Raw genomic sequence first — 17410 nt, 5'->3', positions numbered from 1 at the left:
GGAAAACAGGAACGCTTCCGTAGAAGCGCCCGTTCATCATCGCATCAGGGGAACACAGTGAATCCAGACCGAGGACTGCCTTCTTTAGGCACAGCTTTCGCGCCCGACGACCGCGCTGCGTCTGCCGGCATGGAGAAAAAAATTGGCGACTCGGCGTCCGGCGTGAAGCCCGAACTGCCGGCCACGTTGCTCGCCAGCATCCCCGCCGGTGAACCGCAGGCCGCCCGCCTGCAGGCCGTGGAGGACGCGGCCAATCCGCTGCTGGAGGCCGCGCGCCCTTTGCTGCGCGCGCTTGCCGACATGCCGGACAATCTGGATCTGACGGCCATCGATCAGCTTCACCTGCTGCTCAAACAGGAGGTGCGCATCTTCCAGCGGCTGTGCGAGCAAGCGAATATCAGGCGCGATCACATGATCGGCGCGCGTTACTGTCTGGCCACGGCGCTCGATGAGGCCGCCGGAAAGACCGTTTGGGGTCAACGCGAAACCGGCGTCGAATGGCTTCGCAAAGGCTTGGCCACCGAATTCCACGAGGACCGCCAAGGCGGCGACAAGGTCTATCTGCTGATCGGACGGCTGATGAACGAGCCGCGCGAGCATCTCGACCTGCTCGAAGTGATCTATCGGATTCTGAGCCTCGGCTTCATGGGTCGTTACCGCCATGAAGCCGACGGCGCCCGCAAGCATGACGCCGTGCGTCAACGGCTCTACAACGAGATCCAGACGCAGCGCGGTGTCGTGCCGATCGCACTGTCGCCGCGAGTGCAATCCGACGCCCGCGGACGGCGCCTGTCCGTCTACGACTTTCCGGTCTGGATCACGTTTGCCGTTCTCGGGCTGATCCTGCTCGGCCTGTTCGGCTGGTTCAAATACCATCTGCTCGACCATGGCGCGAACGTCGAGAAGCAGATCACCGATATCGGCCATCTGACGCCGCCACCGGCCCCGCGCCTGCCCCACCTCAAGGAACTGCTGAAGAACGAGATTGCGGCCGGCACGGTCAGCGTCGACGAAGACGCACGTCATAGCTCCGTGACATTCCGCGGCGACGCAATGTTCCCGCCGGGCGGCGTCAACGTCAACGCGTCGATGGGGCCGCTGATCGCGAAGATCGCGAGCGAAATCGGCAAGGTGCCCGGCAAGGTCACCGTCACCGGCCACACCGACAACCTGCCGATCAGAAGCCGCCAGTTCGCATCGAACGATGCGCTCTCAGAAGAGCGCGCAACCCAGGTCATGCAGATGCTGCAAGCATCGGGCGTGGCTGCGGCGCGGCTCGAGGCGATCGGCGGCGGCGAGGCGAACCCCATTGGCGACAACACAACGGCGCAAGGCCGCGCGCAGAACCGCCGCGTAGAAATCACGGTCACCCCCTGATCAATATCATGCCCATCGGGACTCAAGGATGAAGAAGTTGTCGTTTCTGGTATCGCGCTGGTTCCTCGCGTTCCTTGCGCTGTTGGTCCTCGGACTGGTGATCTGGTTTCTGGGGCCGTTCGTCGCGTTCGGCGGCCTCAAGCCTCTTGTTAGCGTCGGCATGCGCGTCCTCGTGATCGCGCTGCTGCTCGTGGGCGCGCTGCTCTGGCTCAAGGGCTGGTCGACCGGCGTGGTGTTCGGTGCGCTGCTGTGCCTGCTGGTCTGGTACGCAGGGCCGCTGTTGAGCTTCGGGCGTGCCGCGCCGTTGACCTCCGTCGCGGCGCGCGTGGTCGCCATTGCCGTCGTGCTGGCGCTTTTTGCCGCGTTCGGTCTGTACTGGCTCTGGCAGAAAATGCGCAGTGACGAAGCGTTCCTTAAAAAAGCGCTGACGTTCGGCGGCAAGAAGGAGGCGCCGCCGGCCGCCGGCAGGCTCAAAGAGGTCGAGGCTCGCATCAACGCCGCGCTCGCGCGGCTGAAGTCCATGCGCACGGGCGCGCGAGGCGCGGGACGGCTCTTCCAGGGCACGCGGTATCTGTACGAGCTACCCTGGTTCATCGCGCTCGGCTCGACCTCCTCCGGCAAGACGAGTGCATTGCTGAACGCCGGGCTGGTGTTTCCGATTGGCGGAGCGACGCCGCGAACGGCCGGCGCATCCGTCGGCACGAAGAACATCGACTGGTGGCTGTCGAACGATGCCGTTCTGATCGATACCGCCGGCTACTACACGCGACATGGCGCATCGACCCAGTCATTGCCCGCGCTCGCGGACAAACGCGCCGAAAACAAAGACGACAAGGCCGCAATCCAGGGAGCGGACGCCGCGGTGGGTGATGCCGACTGGCGTCGGCGCGTGGACGAAGACGAATGGCATGGCTTTCTCGACCTGCTTCGCCGTCACCGCCCGCGCGCGCCGATCAACGGCGCGGTGCTCGCAATCAGCCTCGACATACTGACGGCCTCCGACCCCGCGGTGCGCGCGACCGAAGCCGACATGCTGCGCGAACGGCTGGCCGATTTGCGCGCCCGGCTGGGTATCCGCTTTCCCGTGTACCTGATGATTACGCAAATGGACCGCTTGTCCGGGTTCGCCGATTATTTCGGATCGCTGACCGAGGAACATCGCGCGCAGATGTGGGGATTCACGCTCCCGGTCAACGGCCAATCGGCGCGGAGCAACCTCGTCGTTGCATGCAACGGAGAACTCAGGCAGCTTGTCACGCGTCTCGCCGGTGGCGTGAACACGCGGCTGGAAGACGAGTACGACATCGAGCGCCGCCGGCGGCTCGCGGCGCTGCCGGAAGCATTCGCCGCGCTCTGCGCTCCGCTTGCCGAGTTGCTGGGGCAACTGTTCATCGATTCGCGTTACGACGCTACGCAAAATCACACGATGCTGCGAGGCGTCTACTTCACGAGCGCGTTGCAGGCAGGGCAAACAGTCACTGCAGAACCGCTCACGGTCGTACAGCGTCTGATGGCGGGGCGCGGCCGCCCGTTCTCGGCGGACGCGGCGCGGCCCGCCGCGAACCATAGCTACTTTTTGCACGATCTGTTCACGAAGGTCGTCTTTCCCGAAGCGCATCTGGTGCGTCCTAATCTGCGCTGGGAGTATCGTTTCCGCCTGTTGCGACTGCTCGGGCACACGCTCGGCCTCGTATTGTTCGTCTGGCTCGCAATCGGCATGCGCGTGAGCTTCGGCAACAACAGCGACTATCTGGATGCGATCGCGCACAAGAGCCAGGCACTCGCGGCCAAGGTTACGCAGCTTTACCGCGAGCCCAAACCGGAAGCCGTGCCGGACACTCTTGGCGAGGCGCGCTACCTGCCGACCTGGACAGGATTGGATCTGTCGGAGCCTGACAGCCGCTTTCGCTATGGCCTCTACAGCGCGCCGGGTGTCGTCGAGGCGAGCCGCGACACCTATCGCGCGCTCGAGGACAATCTGCTGCTGCCGTCCATCGTTCATCGCCTCGAAGACGTCATTGCTCAGTCGATGGCGAACAAGGATGCCAAAGCAACCTACGGCGCGTTGCGCGTCTACTTGATGCTGTATGACAAGGCCAGGTTCAATTCGACCGACGTCAAGGCCTGGGTACTCGACGACTGGGCAAAAAATGACAGTGCATCGATCTTCGGCGGACGGGCTTCGATGATCGAACACGTCGAGCAGTTATTCTCCGGCGAGCGTATCGTTCAGTCGCCGCTGATCCGCAACGACGGCTTGATCCAGCAGGCCCGCGCATTTCTCGACGGCAGCAATGCCACGCAGCGGCTCTATGAGCGCGCGAAGGCGGACATGCAGAAGGAGGCGCCCGACGAGTTCACGCTGCTTCGCGCGGTCGGACCGCAGGCCGGCACGGTGTTCACGCGTGCCAGTGGTGCGCCGCTCTCGCGCGGCGTGCCGGGCCTTTTCACGTTCGACGGCTACCGGAACCTGTTCGACAAGCGGCTGCCGGAGTTCGTCCAGGCAGCGCGCGACGACGACGCCTGGGTCATGGGACGTTCGTATCTTGGCGAGGCTCAAAAAAAAACGGCTGAAATCGTGAGCACGGTAACGGGCGCCGACGATCCGCTGACGGAAGCCATCCGCCGGCTCTATCTGACCGAATACGCGCAGCAGTGGGACGCTTTCCTCGGCGATATCCGCACGGTCGCCGGTACGAGCCTCGCCTTCAATCTGCAGGTGCTGCGCCAGTTCGCAGCACCCGATTCGCCGCTGGCGCAGCTTGCTCGCGCATCCGTGCACGAAACGACGCTCACCCAGTCGATCGCGGCCGCCAATGGTTCTCTGCTGCAGAAAACGACCGACCAGTTCAGTCAGAAAGCGGATAAGGCGCTGGGCATTCGCGCGGAAGAACGCGTCGAGCGCGAATTGGTCGACGGCCATTTCGCCGCGCTGCGCGAGATGGTCACAGGCACCGCCGATACTGCGGCCGCCGATGCGCCGGCCAATGCCCAGGCCGGCAAGACAGGTCTCGACGGCGTAACGAGCCTGCTCAACGATTACTACACCACCCTGACGGTCGCCGATAACGCGATCGCGAACAACAGCATGCCGCCGGCCAGCGATGCCGCGGCAAAACTGAAAATGGCGGCCAACACCATGCCGGCGCCATTTCGCGAGGTGTTGCTCGGCCTTTCGGTGCAGGGCTCGCGCGAAGTCAATCAGGGCATCGGCCAACTGCTTTCGCGGCAGATGCAGGCCGTGGTCAGCGATACCTGCCGAATGACCGTGGAGGGCAACTATCCTTTTGCGCCGGACAGTCCGCGAGACGTGAGTGTCGACGACTTTACGCGCGTATTCGCACAGGGCGGCGTGATCGACGACTTCTTCACGAAGAACCTCGCACCGTTCGTCGATACCTCGGCGAAGCCGTGGCGCTACAGAACGCTGCCAGGCGCCACGGAGCCCGTACGAGGCCCCGACCTCGAACCATTCCAGCATGCGAGGCAAATCCGCGACGTGTTCTTCGGCGACCAGGGCAAGCAACTTCTCTGGAAAACCGAAATGCGCGTGCCCGAACTCGATCCGACCGTGACGACGCTGGCAATCGATATCGACGGTCAGAACATGCTGTATCAGCACGGACCCGTCGCACCATTCGCGGTGAGTTGGCCTGGGCCGCGCGGCGGCGTGCATGCCGAAATGACCGCGAGTCCACGCATTCGCAATGAAACCTCGACGCTCGCGACGGACGGCCCGTGGGCACTCATGCGTTTGCTGCGCAAGGGGCAGATTGTCCAGACGGCCACGCCGGGGCGCACGCGTGTGGAGTTCGATTTCGACGGACGCAAGGCGGTGCTCGATATCACCGGTGCGGGCAGCGTCGCCAACCCGCTGACCAGCGATGTGCTCACGACCTTCCGTTGCCCGAATTCGATGTCGATGTTCAGCCTGCCTGACAGCGGGCCGCCTCCGGGCTTGCCGGGGGCGGATGCCGGCCACACTCATTGATGCCGCCTATACGAGCCAACCGCACACCATGAACAGCCCGACGCTAAATCGAGGTATTTGCGCCTGTACTCAGGCGGCTCACTACGTGCGAACTCGCACATAACGCATTCGATTGTTCTCTTACAATCGTCCGGCGCAGATGACGCCCAGGATGACCCAATGCGTTTCGTGTACCTCGTCGTGTTGGCAATCGCATGTAGCGCATGTTGCGCATGTTCGCCGCGCGACCTTCGCGTCTCCGCTTCATCGGCGGAACGCGATATCGGCAGCGCGGTGGCCGAATGGCGAGACAGGTTCGACCCGCTGTGGCGCTATAAGCGCGCGAACTGCGGAGCCGAGGCCGCCACACTCGCGGAAGTAAAAGATCTCTTTCAGCAGCTTCGACACGTGTCGACGGCAACTGCCTGCGATCGCCTGACGGCGCTACCTGAAACCCTTCACATTCAGGTCGACGGCAACGAGGCCAGCCTGGTCGTGCAAAACCCGGACGGGCGGCCGGGTAGCGAGCTTCGTTTCGCTCTCGCATCGTCGGCCGGCGGCTGGACAGTGGTGAAAGTATCGACCTCGGGTGCGCTGTCCACCACGACGATCTTCGACGCATCACAGGCAGGCTCCGGCGATGGACGCGTCGAACCGGCCTACTCGGCATGGATTCCGCACGGCGCAGCGCCGTGGGACATCACCCACATCATTAGCTACGGCCAGTCGCTCAGTCAGGGATTTTTCAACAAGCCCGTGTTGTCCACTCATCAGCGCTATTCCTCGTTGCGTTTCAGCGGCGGCGTGCGCGCTCAAGACGGCGTGCAAGATGCCGGCGTCGACGCGGCCTACCAGCAGTTCGTGCCGTTGACCGAGACTCAATGGGGCGACAAGGCCGAGACGCCAACGAGCGGCACCTTGAACATGGCCATGCAACTCATCGAGCAGGAGAACCTGCAGAGTCACGCGGACCTGCCCTACCGTTTCATCGGATCGGCGCCGGGCGAAGGATCGATGGACATTGCGACGCTGTCGCCGGCGGGGACTTACTACACGCGGTTGCTGCGCGATATCAGCGAGGGGAAACGGCTCGCAGGCGCACAGGGCAAGACTTACGGCGTCGGCGCGATCACCTGGACGCAAGGGGAAGCCGACGATTCCGGCCACACATCGATTCCGACTTACATTGCGAAGCTGAAGCGCTTACGGGCCGACGTCGATCGCGACGCCAAGGTGCTGACCGGCCAGACGCAGGACGTCGAGATGATTACCTATCAAGTGGCCACCCATCGCCGTTTCGGCCAGCGGTATCCGCATATCGCACTCGCGCTGCTGGAAGCCAGCCACGAAGATCCCCACATTCATCTCGCGGTGCCGATGTATCTGTTTCGCTACGTGGACGGCGGCCATACCGACAATCGCAGCACCGAATGGGTGGGCGCCTATTATGGGCTGGTCCTCAAGAGAATTCTGATCGATAAACAGACATGGACGCCTCTCGAACCATTGAACTGGCGACGCGAGGGCACGACCGCCGTGCTGCGCTTCAATGTCCCTGCCCCGCCTCTCAGATGGGACACGATGCAGGTTGCCGGCAATTCGGACTATGGTTTCTCGTTGCGCCTGCCGTCCGGTAACTTGCTGCCAATCCGCTCGGTATCGATCACCGGACCCGACGAAGTGAGCATTACTGCTCGATCGACTATCCCTGCCGGTACGCATGTCGAGTACGCATTCAACGGCGTCGGCGTCGCGGGAAGCCGTTACGGTCCGCGTGGCAATCTGCGCGATTCGCAGGGCGACGCGATCCGGTTCAACGACGGGCGCGAATCGATGCGTCTCGACAACTGGTGCGTGATTTTCGATGTGCAGCTGTAGCGCCGCGTTAAATGGCCGGCCGCATTGCGTGGCAACATGAACCGGAACGAGGGAATGGTGAAAGAAGAGCGCATCCGAGGCGGCCTGGCAATTTCCATCAGCGCGATCGTAAGCGCCGAAGTGCTGCAGCGGATCAGCGACGCCGGCTTTCTGCAGGATGGGCACGTGGCCCGTCTTCTGAAAGTTCTTCTGTACGCAGCCGGCACGCTGGGATACCCAACGGTCTTCTTCCTTCTGGGCGTGAGCACGCTGGCCTCTTTGCAACGCTCACGAGCACGCTTGCTGAAGTCGCTTGCGTCGACTGTTCTCTATCCGTATCTGCTTTGGTCGATACTGCAAATGGCTGTGCAATGGCTGGTAGCCGACTATCAAGACTACCCTGCCCAGCAATTCGAATTGGCTCGTCTGGCATGGGCGCCCATTGGACAATTCTGGTTTCTCTACGCTCTGTTCATCTGTCAGATCGTCGCGTTCGTCACGCTATGGCCACGACCCACTACGGTCCGATGTGCGTTGACAGTGGCAAACCGCAGCCTGATTGTCGCGATGATCCTGGCGAGCGCAACCGTCGCCATACGAAGTCGCTGGGGCATCGTCACGATGACATGCTGGGGCCTCGTTTTCTTCCTGGCCGGCGTGCTGCTCGCCTCGCGGCCGGATCGGCAGGAGAGCCACGCGTCGGGCGTCTATGTCGCATTGGCGAGCGCAATCGCCTTTGGCGCCGCCGCGTTCATGGGGCAGCGGTTCGGCCACCATCTCGACTTGTATTCGCTGCTGACGAGTTTTCTGGGCGTTGCAGCAGCCCTCTCGGTTGGAAGATGCTTGCCGATCTGGCGAAGGTCGCGCTGGATCGTATTGATCGGCTTGACGTGGAAGCCAATCTACCTGATGCATGTGCTTGCCACCGCCCTGGTCTGGAACGCGTTGCTGGCGTTCGGCATCGGCCATCCGGTCGTCCACTTCGTGCTCGGCAGCGCGGTCGGCCTGACGTTGCCGATCGCCATCTATGTTCTCGCGAAGCGTCTTCGAGTCGCGAGTTGGGCCGGCTTTGCGGAAACCGCGGCAGCGCGAAGCGAAGGCGCGGAGTCTTCCGGTAAGCCTGCTCCGCGCGCGGACAAAAGCGCGAAGTCGCGCGTGTGATTCTGGTCGTGGACCGTCTTGGCGCGGACAAGGCCCAGCATCGCCACGACTTTCGCGGCCTTTCACCGCCGCAAGACAAGGCGCGCACCAATCCGGCGCATCCCGACGCTTCAACTGAGTGCATCGCTCATCGCGGCGTGCCGTCAGGCCATGCTGCACCGTCATGGCACACACCTTGCATCGACACCGCCCACGATGCTGCCGCGTCCTGACGGCAGCCGACCGGCCCGTCGCCACCACCGCTCACAGAACATGACTCGATCGACTCTTCGCCCCGCGCGTCGCGCCTGGCTCGCCGCACTGTTGCTCTCGCCCGTCCTCGCCGTCAATGCGCCCGCCGCTCACGCGGATACGCTCGATAACATCGCCAAAGCCGGCGTCCTCAAGGTCGCCGTGCCGGAAGACTATCCGCCGTTCGGTTCGGTCGGCGCGGACATGAAGCCGCAGGGCTACGACATCGACACCGCCGCTCTGCTCGCGAAGTCGATGAACGTGAAGCTCGAACTCGTGCCGGTCAATAGCGCCAACCGCATTCCGTATCTGCAAACGGGCAAGGTGGACCTGGTGATCTCGTCGCTCGGCAAGACGCCGGATCGCGAGAAGGTGATCGACTTCTCGACCGCCTACGCGCCGTACTTCCAGGGCGTGTTCGGTCCCGCCGACATCAAGGTGAGCGGCCCGGCCGATCTGACCGGCAAGACGGTCGGCGCAACCCGTGGCGCGCTCGAGGAAATCGGTCTCACGCAAATGGCGCCGAACGCGACCATCAAGCGCTTCGAGGACAACAACGCGACTATCGCCGCGTTCCTCTCAGGCCAGGTGCAGCTGATTGCGGCAGGCAACATCGCCGCGGCCGCGATCCTCGCGAAGAATCCGCCGCGCCGGCCGGAGCCGAAATTCGTCATCAAGAATTCGCCGTGCTTCGTCGGGATGAACAAGAACGAGCCACGCCTGCAGCAGAAAGTGAACGCCGCCATCGCGCAGGCGAAGCAGGACGGCACGCTCAACACGATGTCGAAGAAGTGGTTCAGCGCGCCGCTGCCGGCCGATCTGTAAGCGCGCCGTTAGCCGGTCTTGATACCGTGACCGGCTTATCCGGCATTGCACTCGTCACAACCCTACGCACTCACTCGATGAAGCTGACACCTCGCGAGAAGGACAAGCTGCTGATCTTCACCGCCGCGCTGCTTGCCGAACGGCGCCGCGCGCGCGGCCTCAAACTGAACTATCCGGAAGCGATCGCCTTTATCACCGCCGCGCTGATGGAAGCGGCCCGCGACGGCAAGACCGTCGCCGAAGTGATGCACTACGGCACCACGCTGCTCACTCGCGACGACGTTATGGAAGGCGTGCCGGAAATGATCCCCGACATCCAGGTCGAAGCCACGTTCCCCGACGGCACCAAGCTCGTCACCGTTCATCACCCGATTCCCTGATCAAGGCTCCCCCAGATGATTCCCGGCGAACTCCTCATCGACGACGGCGAACACGAACTGAACGCGGGCCGCGCCACCGTCACGGTGGTCGTGTCGAATACCGGCGACCGTCCGGTGCAGATCGGCTCGCATTACCACTTCTACGAAGTGAACGAAGCGCTCGCGTTCGATCGCGATGCCGCGCGCGGCTTCCGGCTGAACATCGCGGCGGGCACCGCCGTGCGCTTCGAGCCCGGCCAGGAACGCACCGTCGAACTGGTCGAACTGGCGGGCGAGCGCGTCGTCTACGGCTTCAACGGCAAGGTGATGGGCAAGCTGTAAGGCCTCCTCCACGCTTGGCACGAACCCAGATCGCCCTGTTCATTCCCGGACCCACACCATGACCTTACGCATTGGCCGCCGCGCATACGCGGAAATGTTCGGCCCCACCACCGGCGACCGCGTGCGCCTCGCCGACACCGAATTGCTGATCGAAGTCGAGCGCGACTTCACCACCTACGGCGAAGAAGTGAAATTCGGCGGCGGCAAAGTGATTCGCGACGGCATGGGCCAGTCGCAACGCGTGCATGCCGAGGTGGTCGATACCGTCGTGACGAACGCCGTGATTCTCGATCACTGGGGCATCGTCAAGGCCGACATCGGCATCAAGGACGGCCGCATCGCCGCGATCGGCAAAGCGGGCAATCCCGACATCCAGCCGAACGTGACGATCGCGATCGGCGCCTCCACCGAAGTGATCGCGGGCGAAGGCCTGATCGTGACGGCGGGCGGCATCGACACGCATATTCACTTCATCAGCCCGCAGCAGATCGAAGAGGCGCTGGCCAGCGGCGTGACCACGATGCTCGGCGGCGGCACCGGTCCGGCGACAGGCACGAACGCGACGACGTGCACGCCGGGGCCGTGGCATCTCGAACGTATGCTGCAAGCGGCCGACGGTTATCCGATGAATCTCGGCTTTCTCGGCAAAGGCAATGTGAGCCTGCCGCAGCCGGCACTGGAGCAGATCGCCGCGGGCGCGATCGGTTTGAAGCTGCATGAGGACTGGGGCACGACGCCGGCCGCGATCGACAACTGCCTTTCAGTCGCCGACGATACCGACACGCAGGTCGCGATTCACACGGACACGCTGAACGAAGCCGGTTTCGTCGAAGCGACCGTAGCCGCGTTCAAGAGCCGCACGATTCACACGTATCACACGGAAGGCGCGGGCGGCGGCCACGCACCGGACATCATCAAGGTCTGCGGCGAAGCGAACGTGTTGCCCTCCTCGACGAATCCGACGCGCCCATACACCGTCAACACGCTCGAAGAGCATCTCGACATGCTGATGGTGTGCCATCACCTGGACCCGTCGATTGCGGAAGACATCGCGTTCGCCGAGTCGCGCATTCGCCGCGAGACGATCGCCGCCGAGGACATCCTGCACGATCTCGGCGCGCTGTCGATGCTGTCGTCGGACTCGCAGGCCATGGGCCGCGTCGGCGAAGTGATCATCCGCACCTGGCAGACCGCGCACAAGATGAAGGTGCAACGCGGCGCGCTGCCTGAAGACAACACGCGCCACGACAACTTCCGTGCGAAGCGCTACGTCGCCAAGTACACGATCAACCCGGCGATCACGCACGGCATCGCGCATGAAGTCGGCTCGATCGAGCCAGGCAAGTGGGCCGACCTGGTGTTCTGGGAGCCGGCGTTTTTCGGCATCAAGCCGTCGCTGATCCTCAAGGGCGGCATGATCGCCATGGCGCAGATGGGCGACCCCAACGCATCGATTCCGACGCCGCAGCCGGTGCACTATCGCGAGATGTTCGCCACGCGCGGCGGCGCTTTGGGACGCACTTCCCTGACCTTCGTCTCGCAGATGGCCGCCGATGGAGGCGTCGGCGAACGCTACGGCCTGAACAAGCGTATCGTTGCGGTCAGGAACTGCCGCAACATTTCGAAGGCAGACATGATCCACAACGCGTGGCGTCCGGCGATCAGTGTCGATCCGGAAACCTATCAGGTGATTGCCGACGGTCAGTTGCTGACCTGCGAACCGGCCACCGTGCTGCCGATGGCGCAACGCTACTTTCTGTTCTAGACATGCGCACCATCGACAAACTTATCGCGCCGCATCTGAAGCTTGCGCCCGTGCTGATCAAGCGCGCGCCGACGCTGACACTGGCGTTCGACGACCGCCGCAAAAGCCGGCTCGCGGCCACGCTCGATAGCGGCGAAGAAGTCGCGCTGCTGTTGCCGCGCGGCACTGTGCTGCGCGACGGCGATGTATTGGTCGCCGACGACGGCGGTCTCGTGCGGGTCGTCGCCGCGCAGGAAACGGTCCTGTATGTTCGCGCGAAAGACGCGCTGACTTTGACTCGCGCCGCGTATCACCTCGGCAATCGCCACACGCCGGTGGAAGTCGGCGCCGATTATCTGAAGCTCGAATTCGATCCGGTGCTGGCCGATATGCTCAAGCGCATCGGCGCGAGCGTCGATCAGGTTTCGATGCCGTTCCAGCCGGAATCCGGAGCGTATGGCGGCGGCCATAAGCATGGTCACGACGAAACCTTCGCCGAGGATTACGCGCTCGCACAGCAGGTGTTCGGCGAGCATCATGGACATGAACATTCGCATGACCATGAGGGCGAACATAGCCACGCCGCGCAGGGTCATTCGCATGCGCACGATCATGACCACGACCACGGCGATCACGTCCACAACGAATCGTGCGGCCACGGGCATCACCATCATCATGCGCATCGCTGAACTGACGGCGCTGCTGCATCTTGCGTCGCCGGCGCTGCCGATCGGCGCATTCAGCTACTCGCAGGGTCTGGAAGCCGCCATCGAAGCGCAACTGATCACCGACGCCGATTCCGCTCGCGACTGGATCGCCGGCGGCTTGACCGACGTGCTCGCGCGCGGTGAGTTGCCGTTCCTCGCGCATCAGATGGAACGCTGGCGCGCGCATGACGCCGCGGCCCTCGCGCACGCCAACAGCGAATTCCTGGCGAGCCGCGAATCCGCCGAATTGCGCCGCGAAACGGAACAGATGGGCTGGTCGTTGCGGCAGTTGTGCGTATCGCTCGAATGGGGCGATGCGGAACGGCGCGCGACGCTTGCCTCGCTGACGCCGCTCGCTCAGCCCACCGCGTTTGCCTTCGCCGCCTACGCGCACGACGCCGCCGTCGACGCCGCACTCGCCGCCTACGCCTTCAGCTGGGTGGAAAACCAGGCGGCCGCCGCGTTGAAGGCCGTGCCTTTGGGACAACTTGCCGGTCAACGCATCATCGTCGCCCTGCGCGAGCCGATCGATGCGGCCGTCAAGCGCGCCATGGCCACATCGCCGGACGACATCAATACCTTCGCGCCGCAACTCGGCATTCTCTCGGCGCGTCACGAGTCGCAGTATTCGCGGCTCTTTCGCTCATAAAACGATCCATCATGAACGCACCTCATCAGCCCGCTCACTCGTCCGTCCGCACCAAGAAACTGCCGCCGCTGCGCGTGGGCGTCGGCGGCCCGGTCGGCTCGGGCAAGACCACGCTGCTCGAAATGCTCTGCAAGGCGATGCGCGAACAGTACGACCTCGTCGCCATCACCAACGACATCTATACGAAGGAAGATCAGCGTCTGCTGACCGTGGCGGGCGCGTTGCCGGCTGAACGGATCATGGGCGTCGAGACGGGCGGCTGTCCGCACACGGCGATTCGCGAAGACGCGTCGATCAACCTCGAAGCGGTGGACCGCATGCTGACGCGTTTTCCCGATGCGGATATCGTCTTCATCGAATCGGGCGGCGACAACCTCGCGGCGACGTTCAGTCCGGAACTGTCGGATTTGACGATCTACGTGATCGATGTGGCGGGCGGTGAGAAGATTCCGCGTAAAGGTGGGCCGGGCATTACGAAGTCGGATCTGCTGGTGATCAACAAGACGGACCTCGCGCCGATGGTCGGCGCGAATCTCGATGTGATGGCGTCGGACGCGAAAAAGATGCGCGGCGAACGGCCCTTCGTGATGTGCAATCTGAAGGCGCTCGACGGGTTGGAGGTGGTGGTGAGGTTTATTGAGGAGAAGGGGTTGTTGAAGGTTTGAGCAGGCGGGCGAGCATTGCGCGTTTCGCCCCTCCCTCATTCCTCCGGCAACAACGCCATCAACACATCCACGGTCCGCGCCGTCGCGCCGCGGTGGCGCGCGGCGAACGCCGAGGCCGCGCCGCCCATAGCCATCCTGCGCGCCTTGTCGCCAAACAGCTCACGCAACGCGCGCCCCAGATCGGCCGGATCCTTCACCTGCACCGCGGCGCCCGCCGCCACGGCATCCGCGGTGGCCTGCGTGAAGTTGAACACATGCGGACCGATCAGCACGGGCACACCGACCGCGCACGCCTCGATCAGATTCTGCCCGCCCAACGGCAACAAACTACCGCCGATGAACGCCAGATCCGAAGCGGCATAGTAAGCGCCCAACTCACCCATCGAATCGCCCAACAACACGTTCACGCTGGAAGGCAACGCTGGCACACCGCCGCCAGCGGCCGCCGCCGATGCCACCTTGGCATCCGGCGCCCACACCGACCGTCGCGCGAGCCGCAGCCCGGCCTTCTCGACCAGCCCCGCCACCTCGTTGAACCGTTGCGGATGACGCGGCACCAGAATCAGCAATGCGTTGTCGATACCGAGCGCCGCGAACGCCTGCAGCACCAGTTCCTCTTCGCCCTCGCGCGTACTCGCCGCGACCCACACCGGACGCGCGCCGATTGCCGCGCGCCACGCATGCCCGCGCGCCGCCAGTTCCGGTGGCGTGCTCATGTCGAATTTCAGATTGCCAAGCACGGCTGCGTTGCGCGCGCCGAGCGCGGTCAGCCGCTCGGCATCCGATGGACTCTGCGCCAGCACGCGCGCAAAGCCGCCGAACACGTCCTTGGTCGCGCTGCCGAACTTCGCCGCGCGCTTATAGGAGCGCGCCGACATGCGCGCATTGGTCAGCACCAGCGGCACGTCCGCGCGACGGCACTCGTCGATCAGCGTCGGCCACACTTCGGTTTCCATCACCAGGCCAAGCGACGGCCGCCATGCCCGCAAAAACCGCTGCACGGCGTGCGGCATGTCGTACGGCAGATAACTGCGCAAGACCCGGTCGCCGAAAATCTGCTCGCCGGTGGCGCGTCCGCTCGGCGTCATGTGCGTCAACAGAATGCGCGCGTCGGGACGCGCCTTGATCAGCGCATCGATCAGCGGTTGCGCGGCGCGCGTCTCGCCCACCGACACCGCGTGCACCCAGATCAGCGGCGCATCGTCTTCGGGCAACCGGCCGCGCGAATAACCGAAGCGCTCGCCGATATGCTCGCGATAGCCGCGCTCTTTACGAGAGCGGATCAACAGGCGCAACACGGCCAGCGGCGCGATGATCCACCAGAGCGCGTGATAGATCGCCCTCAGCATCGGCACTCCGCCGGCCTGAAGCGACGAGCCGAGGCGTCGAGCGAAACCGCCAAATGGACTGCGGCGCTCAAACGAGAGCCCTGCCCTTCAGGCGCTCGAGAATTCCGAGTGGCGCGCATTCCGGCTGCGCCATCGCCTTGACCGGCAGGAAAAAAGTCTGCTCCAGCATGAACTGGCCGGACATGACCGCGTGCGAAGTTTGATCCGAGAAGCACACCCAAACGCTGCCAGGCGGAAACGGCATGGTCTCCTGCGGGCTCGACTTCTGATAGTCGAGGTCGGCCTTCATGCCGTCGTGCAGATGCAGCATCAGATGGTCGTACTCGCTGCGCGGCGATTTGGTCACATGCAGCAGGTTCAGCAGCCACGCCGCGCCCGGCATCTGCGGCTTGATGCGCGGCAGAAACCGTTTGGCCATGTCCTCGAACGGTTCGCCGACGCGCCATACACGCGGCGTGCCTTGCGGATTGACGTTGGTGAACACGCGCAGAATGCGCTCGCCGTAGTTCGGCCGCGAAGGAAAGGCGTCCACGTGCAGACGGCTGTCGTCTTTGCGCCATGACGTCTCGCGCGTTTCCACCTGATGCAGCCGCAGGCTGGTCGGCGCCACGCGCAATCTGCCGTTGTATTCGGGAAAAAGCCCGTCGACCAGCGTGCGCGCATTGGTCTGATACCGCGCGATCAAGGCACGCACGGCGGATTGCGTGACGGCGTCGCCGGCCACGCCGTGCAGCGCGCCGCCATTGGGTTCGAGGCTGATGTTCTTGCGGCTCGGGTCGGCGAGCGCGGGGTCGAGCAGCGCCTGTTCGCCGCCTTCGATCGCGAAGCGCAGATTGGGAAAATACAGCACCTTGCCGCGTTCGACGCCGGCCAGCAGCGTCTCGCGCGGCGCGGACAGATTGCGTCCGTGCCAGTCGGCGTTCGCTACTTCGATGATCTGGGTTTCGTTCATGGTCGCCCTTGAAAACGGTTGGAGCGCAAGGCGAAGCGCCCCGGACGTGTCATAGCAGGCCGAAGCCCGCGAGTGCCGACTTCACCTGTTGCAACGTGGGCGGCTGTCCGGCCGTACCGAGATTGACGACGTTCGGCGACCAGTAGCCGCCAGTGCGCCACGCAGTGGCGAAATTGTACAACTCGACCGTCGGCCGCTTCAGCGCCGCGGCGATGTGAACCAGACCTGTGTCAACACCCACGGTCGCGGCCGCGCCTTCGATCAGGCCGACCACCGCGGGCAACGAGAGCCTGGGCGGCACGATGGCGGCGGCGCCGAACTCTTTCGCCAGACGCTCGCTGGTCGCGCGCTCCTCTTCGCTGCCCCACGGCAGCACGATCGACGCACCGCGCCGCACCAGCGACTGCCCCAGCTCGATCCACGCGGTATCGGGCCACTGCTTGTCGGCGCGCGAGGTGGCGTGCACGAACACGACGTACGGCACCGGCAGGTTCAGATTCGCCTCCGACAAAGCCAGCGCCGCGCGCCCGGTGTCGATGCCGAAGTCGATGTCGTCGGTAGGCTGCGGCGGCGGGTCGTTCAGCGCCGCGGCCACCAGTTGGCGCGTGCGCTCGACCACATGGGTGCGCGGCTCGATCGGCACGCGCTTGTCGTAGAAGAAGCGCACCGGCCATTCGAAGCCCGCGCCGTCGGTACGGTTCGCGAGACCGACCAGTGTGCCGCGCGCCATGCTCGCGACCCACGCCGTCTTGATGAGCCCCTGGCAATCGATCACGAGGTCGTAGTGTTCGGCGGCGAGCGCGCGGCGAAATGCGCCGATCTCGCGCCAGTTCTCGACCGACAGAATGCGCTTGCGCCAGCGCCGCAGCGACACGGGAATCGCCCGGTGTACGCCGCTCACGAGTTGCACGAGCCCCACGAAGCTTTCTTCGACGAGCCAGTCAATCTGGGCCTCGGGATGACGGCGTCGGATATCGGCGATCACCGGCATGTTGTGAACGACGTCGCCCAACGACGACACCCTCACGATCAGTATCTTTTGCACGCTCAAGAGTGGGAAAACCGGCTATCCGGCCCGAAGATGCGTTGAGAGAGCCCCAAGGGGCATGAGAAAAACCTGAAACGCTCAGCCGTTTCTCATGAGGACGGCAATTCTAGCGCGTTGCATGCACACCGCATGAAAAAACGCGGCGCGGTCAAAAAAACCCGCGCCGCGTTCGAC

The 17410-nt window shown here is 64.0% G+C and carries 14 protein-coding genes; 11 read left to right on the top strand and 3 right to left on the bottom strand.

Going from position 1 to position 17410, the window contains the following annotated elements:
• Positions 1-129: 129 nt before the first annotated feature.
• From tssL to ureG, 11 genes are all read left to right on the top strand, one after another.
• The gene (gene tssL / locus ACFSNN_RS15695; protein ID WP_134456942.1) at positions 130-1377 is read left to right on the top strand and encodes a type VI secretion system protein TssL, long form; all 1248 of its coding nucleotides are present in this window, start codon (positions 130-132) and stop codon (positions 1375-1377) included.
• 28 nt (positions 1378-1405) lie between these two features.
• Positions 1406-5368, top strand: coding sequence for a type VI secretion system membrane subunit TssM (gene tssM / locus ACFSNN_RS15690; protein ID WP_134456943.1), 3963 nt, complete (start codon positions 1406-1408; stop codon positions 5366-5368).
• A gap of 159 nt (positions 5369-5527) precedes the next feature.
• Positions 5528-7225: a sialate O-acetylesterase family protein gene (locus ACFSNN_RS15685; protein WP_134456944.1), complete on the top strand. Its 1698-nt coding sequence runs from the start codon at positions 5528-5530 to the stop codon at positions 7223-7225.
• A 36-nt stretch (positions 7226-7261) separates the two neighbouring features.
• Positions 7262-8365 carry an acyltransferase family protein gene (locus tag ACFSNN_RS15680; protein ID WP_244322774.1) on the top strand — a complete coding sequence of 368 codons (1104 nt, stop codon included), beginning with the start codon at positions 7262-7264 and terminating at the stop codon, positions 8363-8365.
• A 252-nt stretch (positions 8366-8617) separates the two neighbouring features.
• Complete coding sequence (locus ACFSNN_RS15675; protein WP_134456945.1) at positions 8618-9421, top strand: transporter substrate-binding domain-containing protein; 804 nt, start codon at positions 8618-8620, stop codon at positions 9419-9421.
• A gap of 77 nt (positions 9422-9498) precedes the next feature.
• Positions 9499-9801, top strand: a complete 303-nt coding sequence (gene ureA, locus ACFSNN_RS15670; protein WP_011487082.1) for an urease subunit gamma — start codon at positions 9499-9501, stop codon at positions 9799-9801.
• 15 nt (positions 9802-9816) lie between these two features.
• Positions 9817-10122, top strand: a complete 306-nt coding sequence (locus ACFSNN_RS15665; RefSeq protein ID WP_134456946.1) for an urease subunit beta — start codon at positions 9817-9819, stop codon at positions 10120-10122.
• A gap of 58 nt (positions 10123-10180) precedes the next feature.
• On the top strand, positions 10181-11887 hold the full coding sequence (gene ureC, locus ACFSNN_RS15660; protein ID WP_134456947.1) for an urease subunit alpha: 1707 nt from the start codon (positions 10181-10183) through the stop codon (positions 11885-11887).
• A 2-nt stretch (positions 11888-11889) separates the two neighbouring features.
• Positions 11890-12555, top strand: a complete 666-nt coding sequence (gene ureE, locus ACFSNN_RS15655; protein WP_134456948.1) for an urease accessory protein UreE — start codon at positions 11890-11892, stop codon at positions 12553-12555.
• Positions 12542-13222, top strand: a complete 681-nt coding sequence (locus tag ACFSNN_RS15650) for an urease accessory protein UreF (RefSeq protein ID WP_134458980.1) — start codon at positions 12542-12544, stop codon at positions 13220-13222. The genes ureE and ACFSNN_RS15650 overlap by 14 nt, the downstream gene beginning before the upstream one ends.
• An 11-nt stretch (positions 13223-13233) precedes the next feature.
• Positions 13234-13887: an urease accessory protein UreG gene (ureG, locus tag ACFSNN_RS15645; protein ID WP_012431976.1), complete on the top strand. Its 654-nt coding sequence runs from the start codon at positions 13234-13236 to the stop codon at positions 13885-13887.
• A gap of 35 nt (positions 13888-13922) precedes the next feature.
• On the opposite strand, the gene waaA is transcribed toward ureG, so the two are convergent.
• The 3 genes from waaA to waaC form a co-directional block, all read right to left on the bottom strand.
• Positions 13923-15236 carry a lipid IV(A) 3-deoxy-D-manno-octulosonic acid transferase gene (gene waaA, locus ACFSNN_RS15640; RefSeq protein WP_134456949.1) on the bottom strand — a complete coding sequence of 438 codons (1314 nt, stop codon included), beginning with the start codon at positions 15234-15236 and terminating at the stop codon, positions 13923-13925.
• Positions 15237-15303: 67 nt separating this feature from the next.
• Entirely contained in the window at positions 15304-16188 is an 885-nt protein-coding gene (locus tag ACFSNN_RS15635) for a Kdo hydroxylase family protein (protein ID WP_134456950.1), read from the bottom strand.
• 49 nt (positions 16189-16237) lie between these two features.
• Positions 16238-17239, bottom strand: a complete 1002-nt coding sequence (gene waaC / locus ACFSNN_RS15630; RefSeq protein WP_134456951.1) for a lipopolysaccharide heptosyltransferase I — start codon at positions 17237-17239, stop codon at positions 16238-16240.
• Positions 17240-17410: the final 171 nt, after the last annotated feature.

The sequence above is a fragment of the Paraburkholderia dipogonis genome, from assembly GCF_042680985.1.
Classification (GTDB): Bacteria; Pseudomonadota; Gammaproteobacteria; order Burkholderiales; family Burkholderiaceae; genus Paraburkholderia; species Paraburkholderia phytofirmans.
Note: the sequence above shows the minus strand (reverse complement) of the source record. Positions and strands in the feature narration are given on the sequence as shown.

Bases quoted from the DNA above. Each gene is read 5' to 3' on its own strand.
- tssL (WP_134456942.1), top strand. From the start codon at position 130: ATGGAGAAAAAAATTGGCGACTCGGCGTCCGGCGTGAAGCCCGAACTG.
- tssM (WP_134456943.1), top strand. From the start codon at position 1,406: ATGAAGAAGTTGTCGTTTCTGGTATCGCGCTGGTTCCTCGCGTTCCTT.
- ACFSNN_RS15685 (WP_134456944.1), top strand. From the start codon at position 5,528: ATGCGTTTCGTGTACCTCGTCGTGTTGGCAATCGCATGTAGCGCATGT.
- ACFSNN_RS15680 (WP_244322774.1), top strand. From the start codon at position 7,262: ATGAACCGGAACGAGGGAATGGTGAAAGAAGAGCGCATCCGAGGCGGC.
- ACFSNN_RS15675 (WP_134456945.1), top strand. From the start codon at position 8,618: ATGACTCGATCGACTCTTCGCCCCGCGCGTCGCGCCTGGCTCGCCGCA.
- ureA (WP_011487082.1), top strand. From the start codon at position 9,499: ATGAAGCTGACACCTCGCGAGAAGGACAAGCTGCTGATCTTCACCGCC.
- ACFSNN_RS15665 (WP_134456946.1), top strand. From the start codon at position 9,817: ATGATTCCCGGCGAACTCCTCATCGACGACGGCGAACACGAACTGAAC.
- ureC (WP_134456947.1), top strand. From the start codon at position 10,181: ATGACCTTACGCATTGGCCGCCGCGCATACGCGGAAATGTTCGGCCCC.
- ureE (WP_134456948.1), top strand. From the start codon at position 11,890: ATGCGCACCATCGACAAACTTATCGCGCCGCATCTGAAGCTTGCGCCC.
- ACFSNN_RS15650 (WP_134458980.1), top strand. From the start codon at position 12,542: ATGCGCATCGCTGAACTGACGGCGCTGCTGCATCTTGCGTCGCCGGCG.
- ureG (WP_012431976.1), top strand. From the start codon at position 13,234: ATGAACGCACCTCATCAGCCCGCTCACTCGTCCGTCCGCACCAAGAAA.
- waaA (WP_134456949.1), bottom strand. From the start codon at position 15,236: ATGCTGAGGGCGATCTATCACGCGCTCTGGTGGATCATCGCGCCGCTG.
- ACFSNN_RS15635 (WP_134456950.1), bottom strand. From the start codon at position 16,188: ATGAACGAAACCCAGATCATCGAAGTAGCGAACGCCGACTGGCACGGA.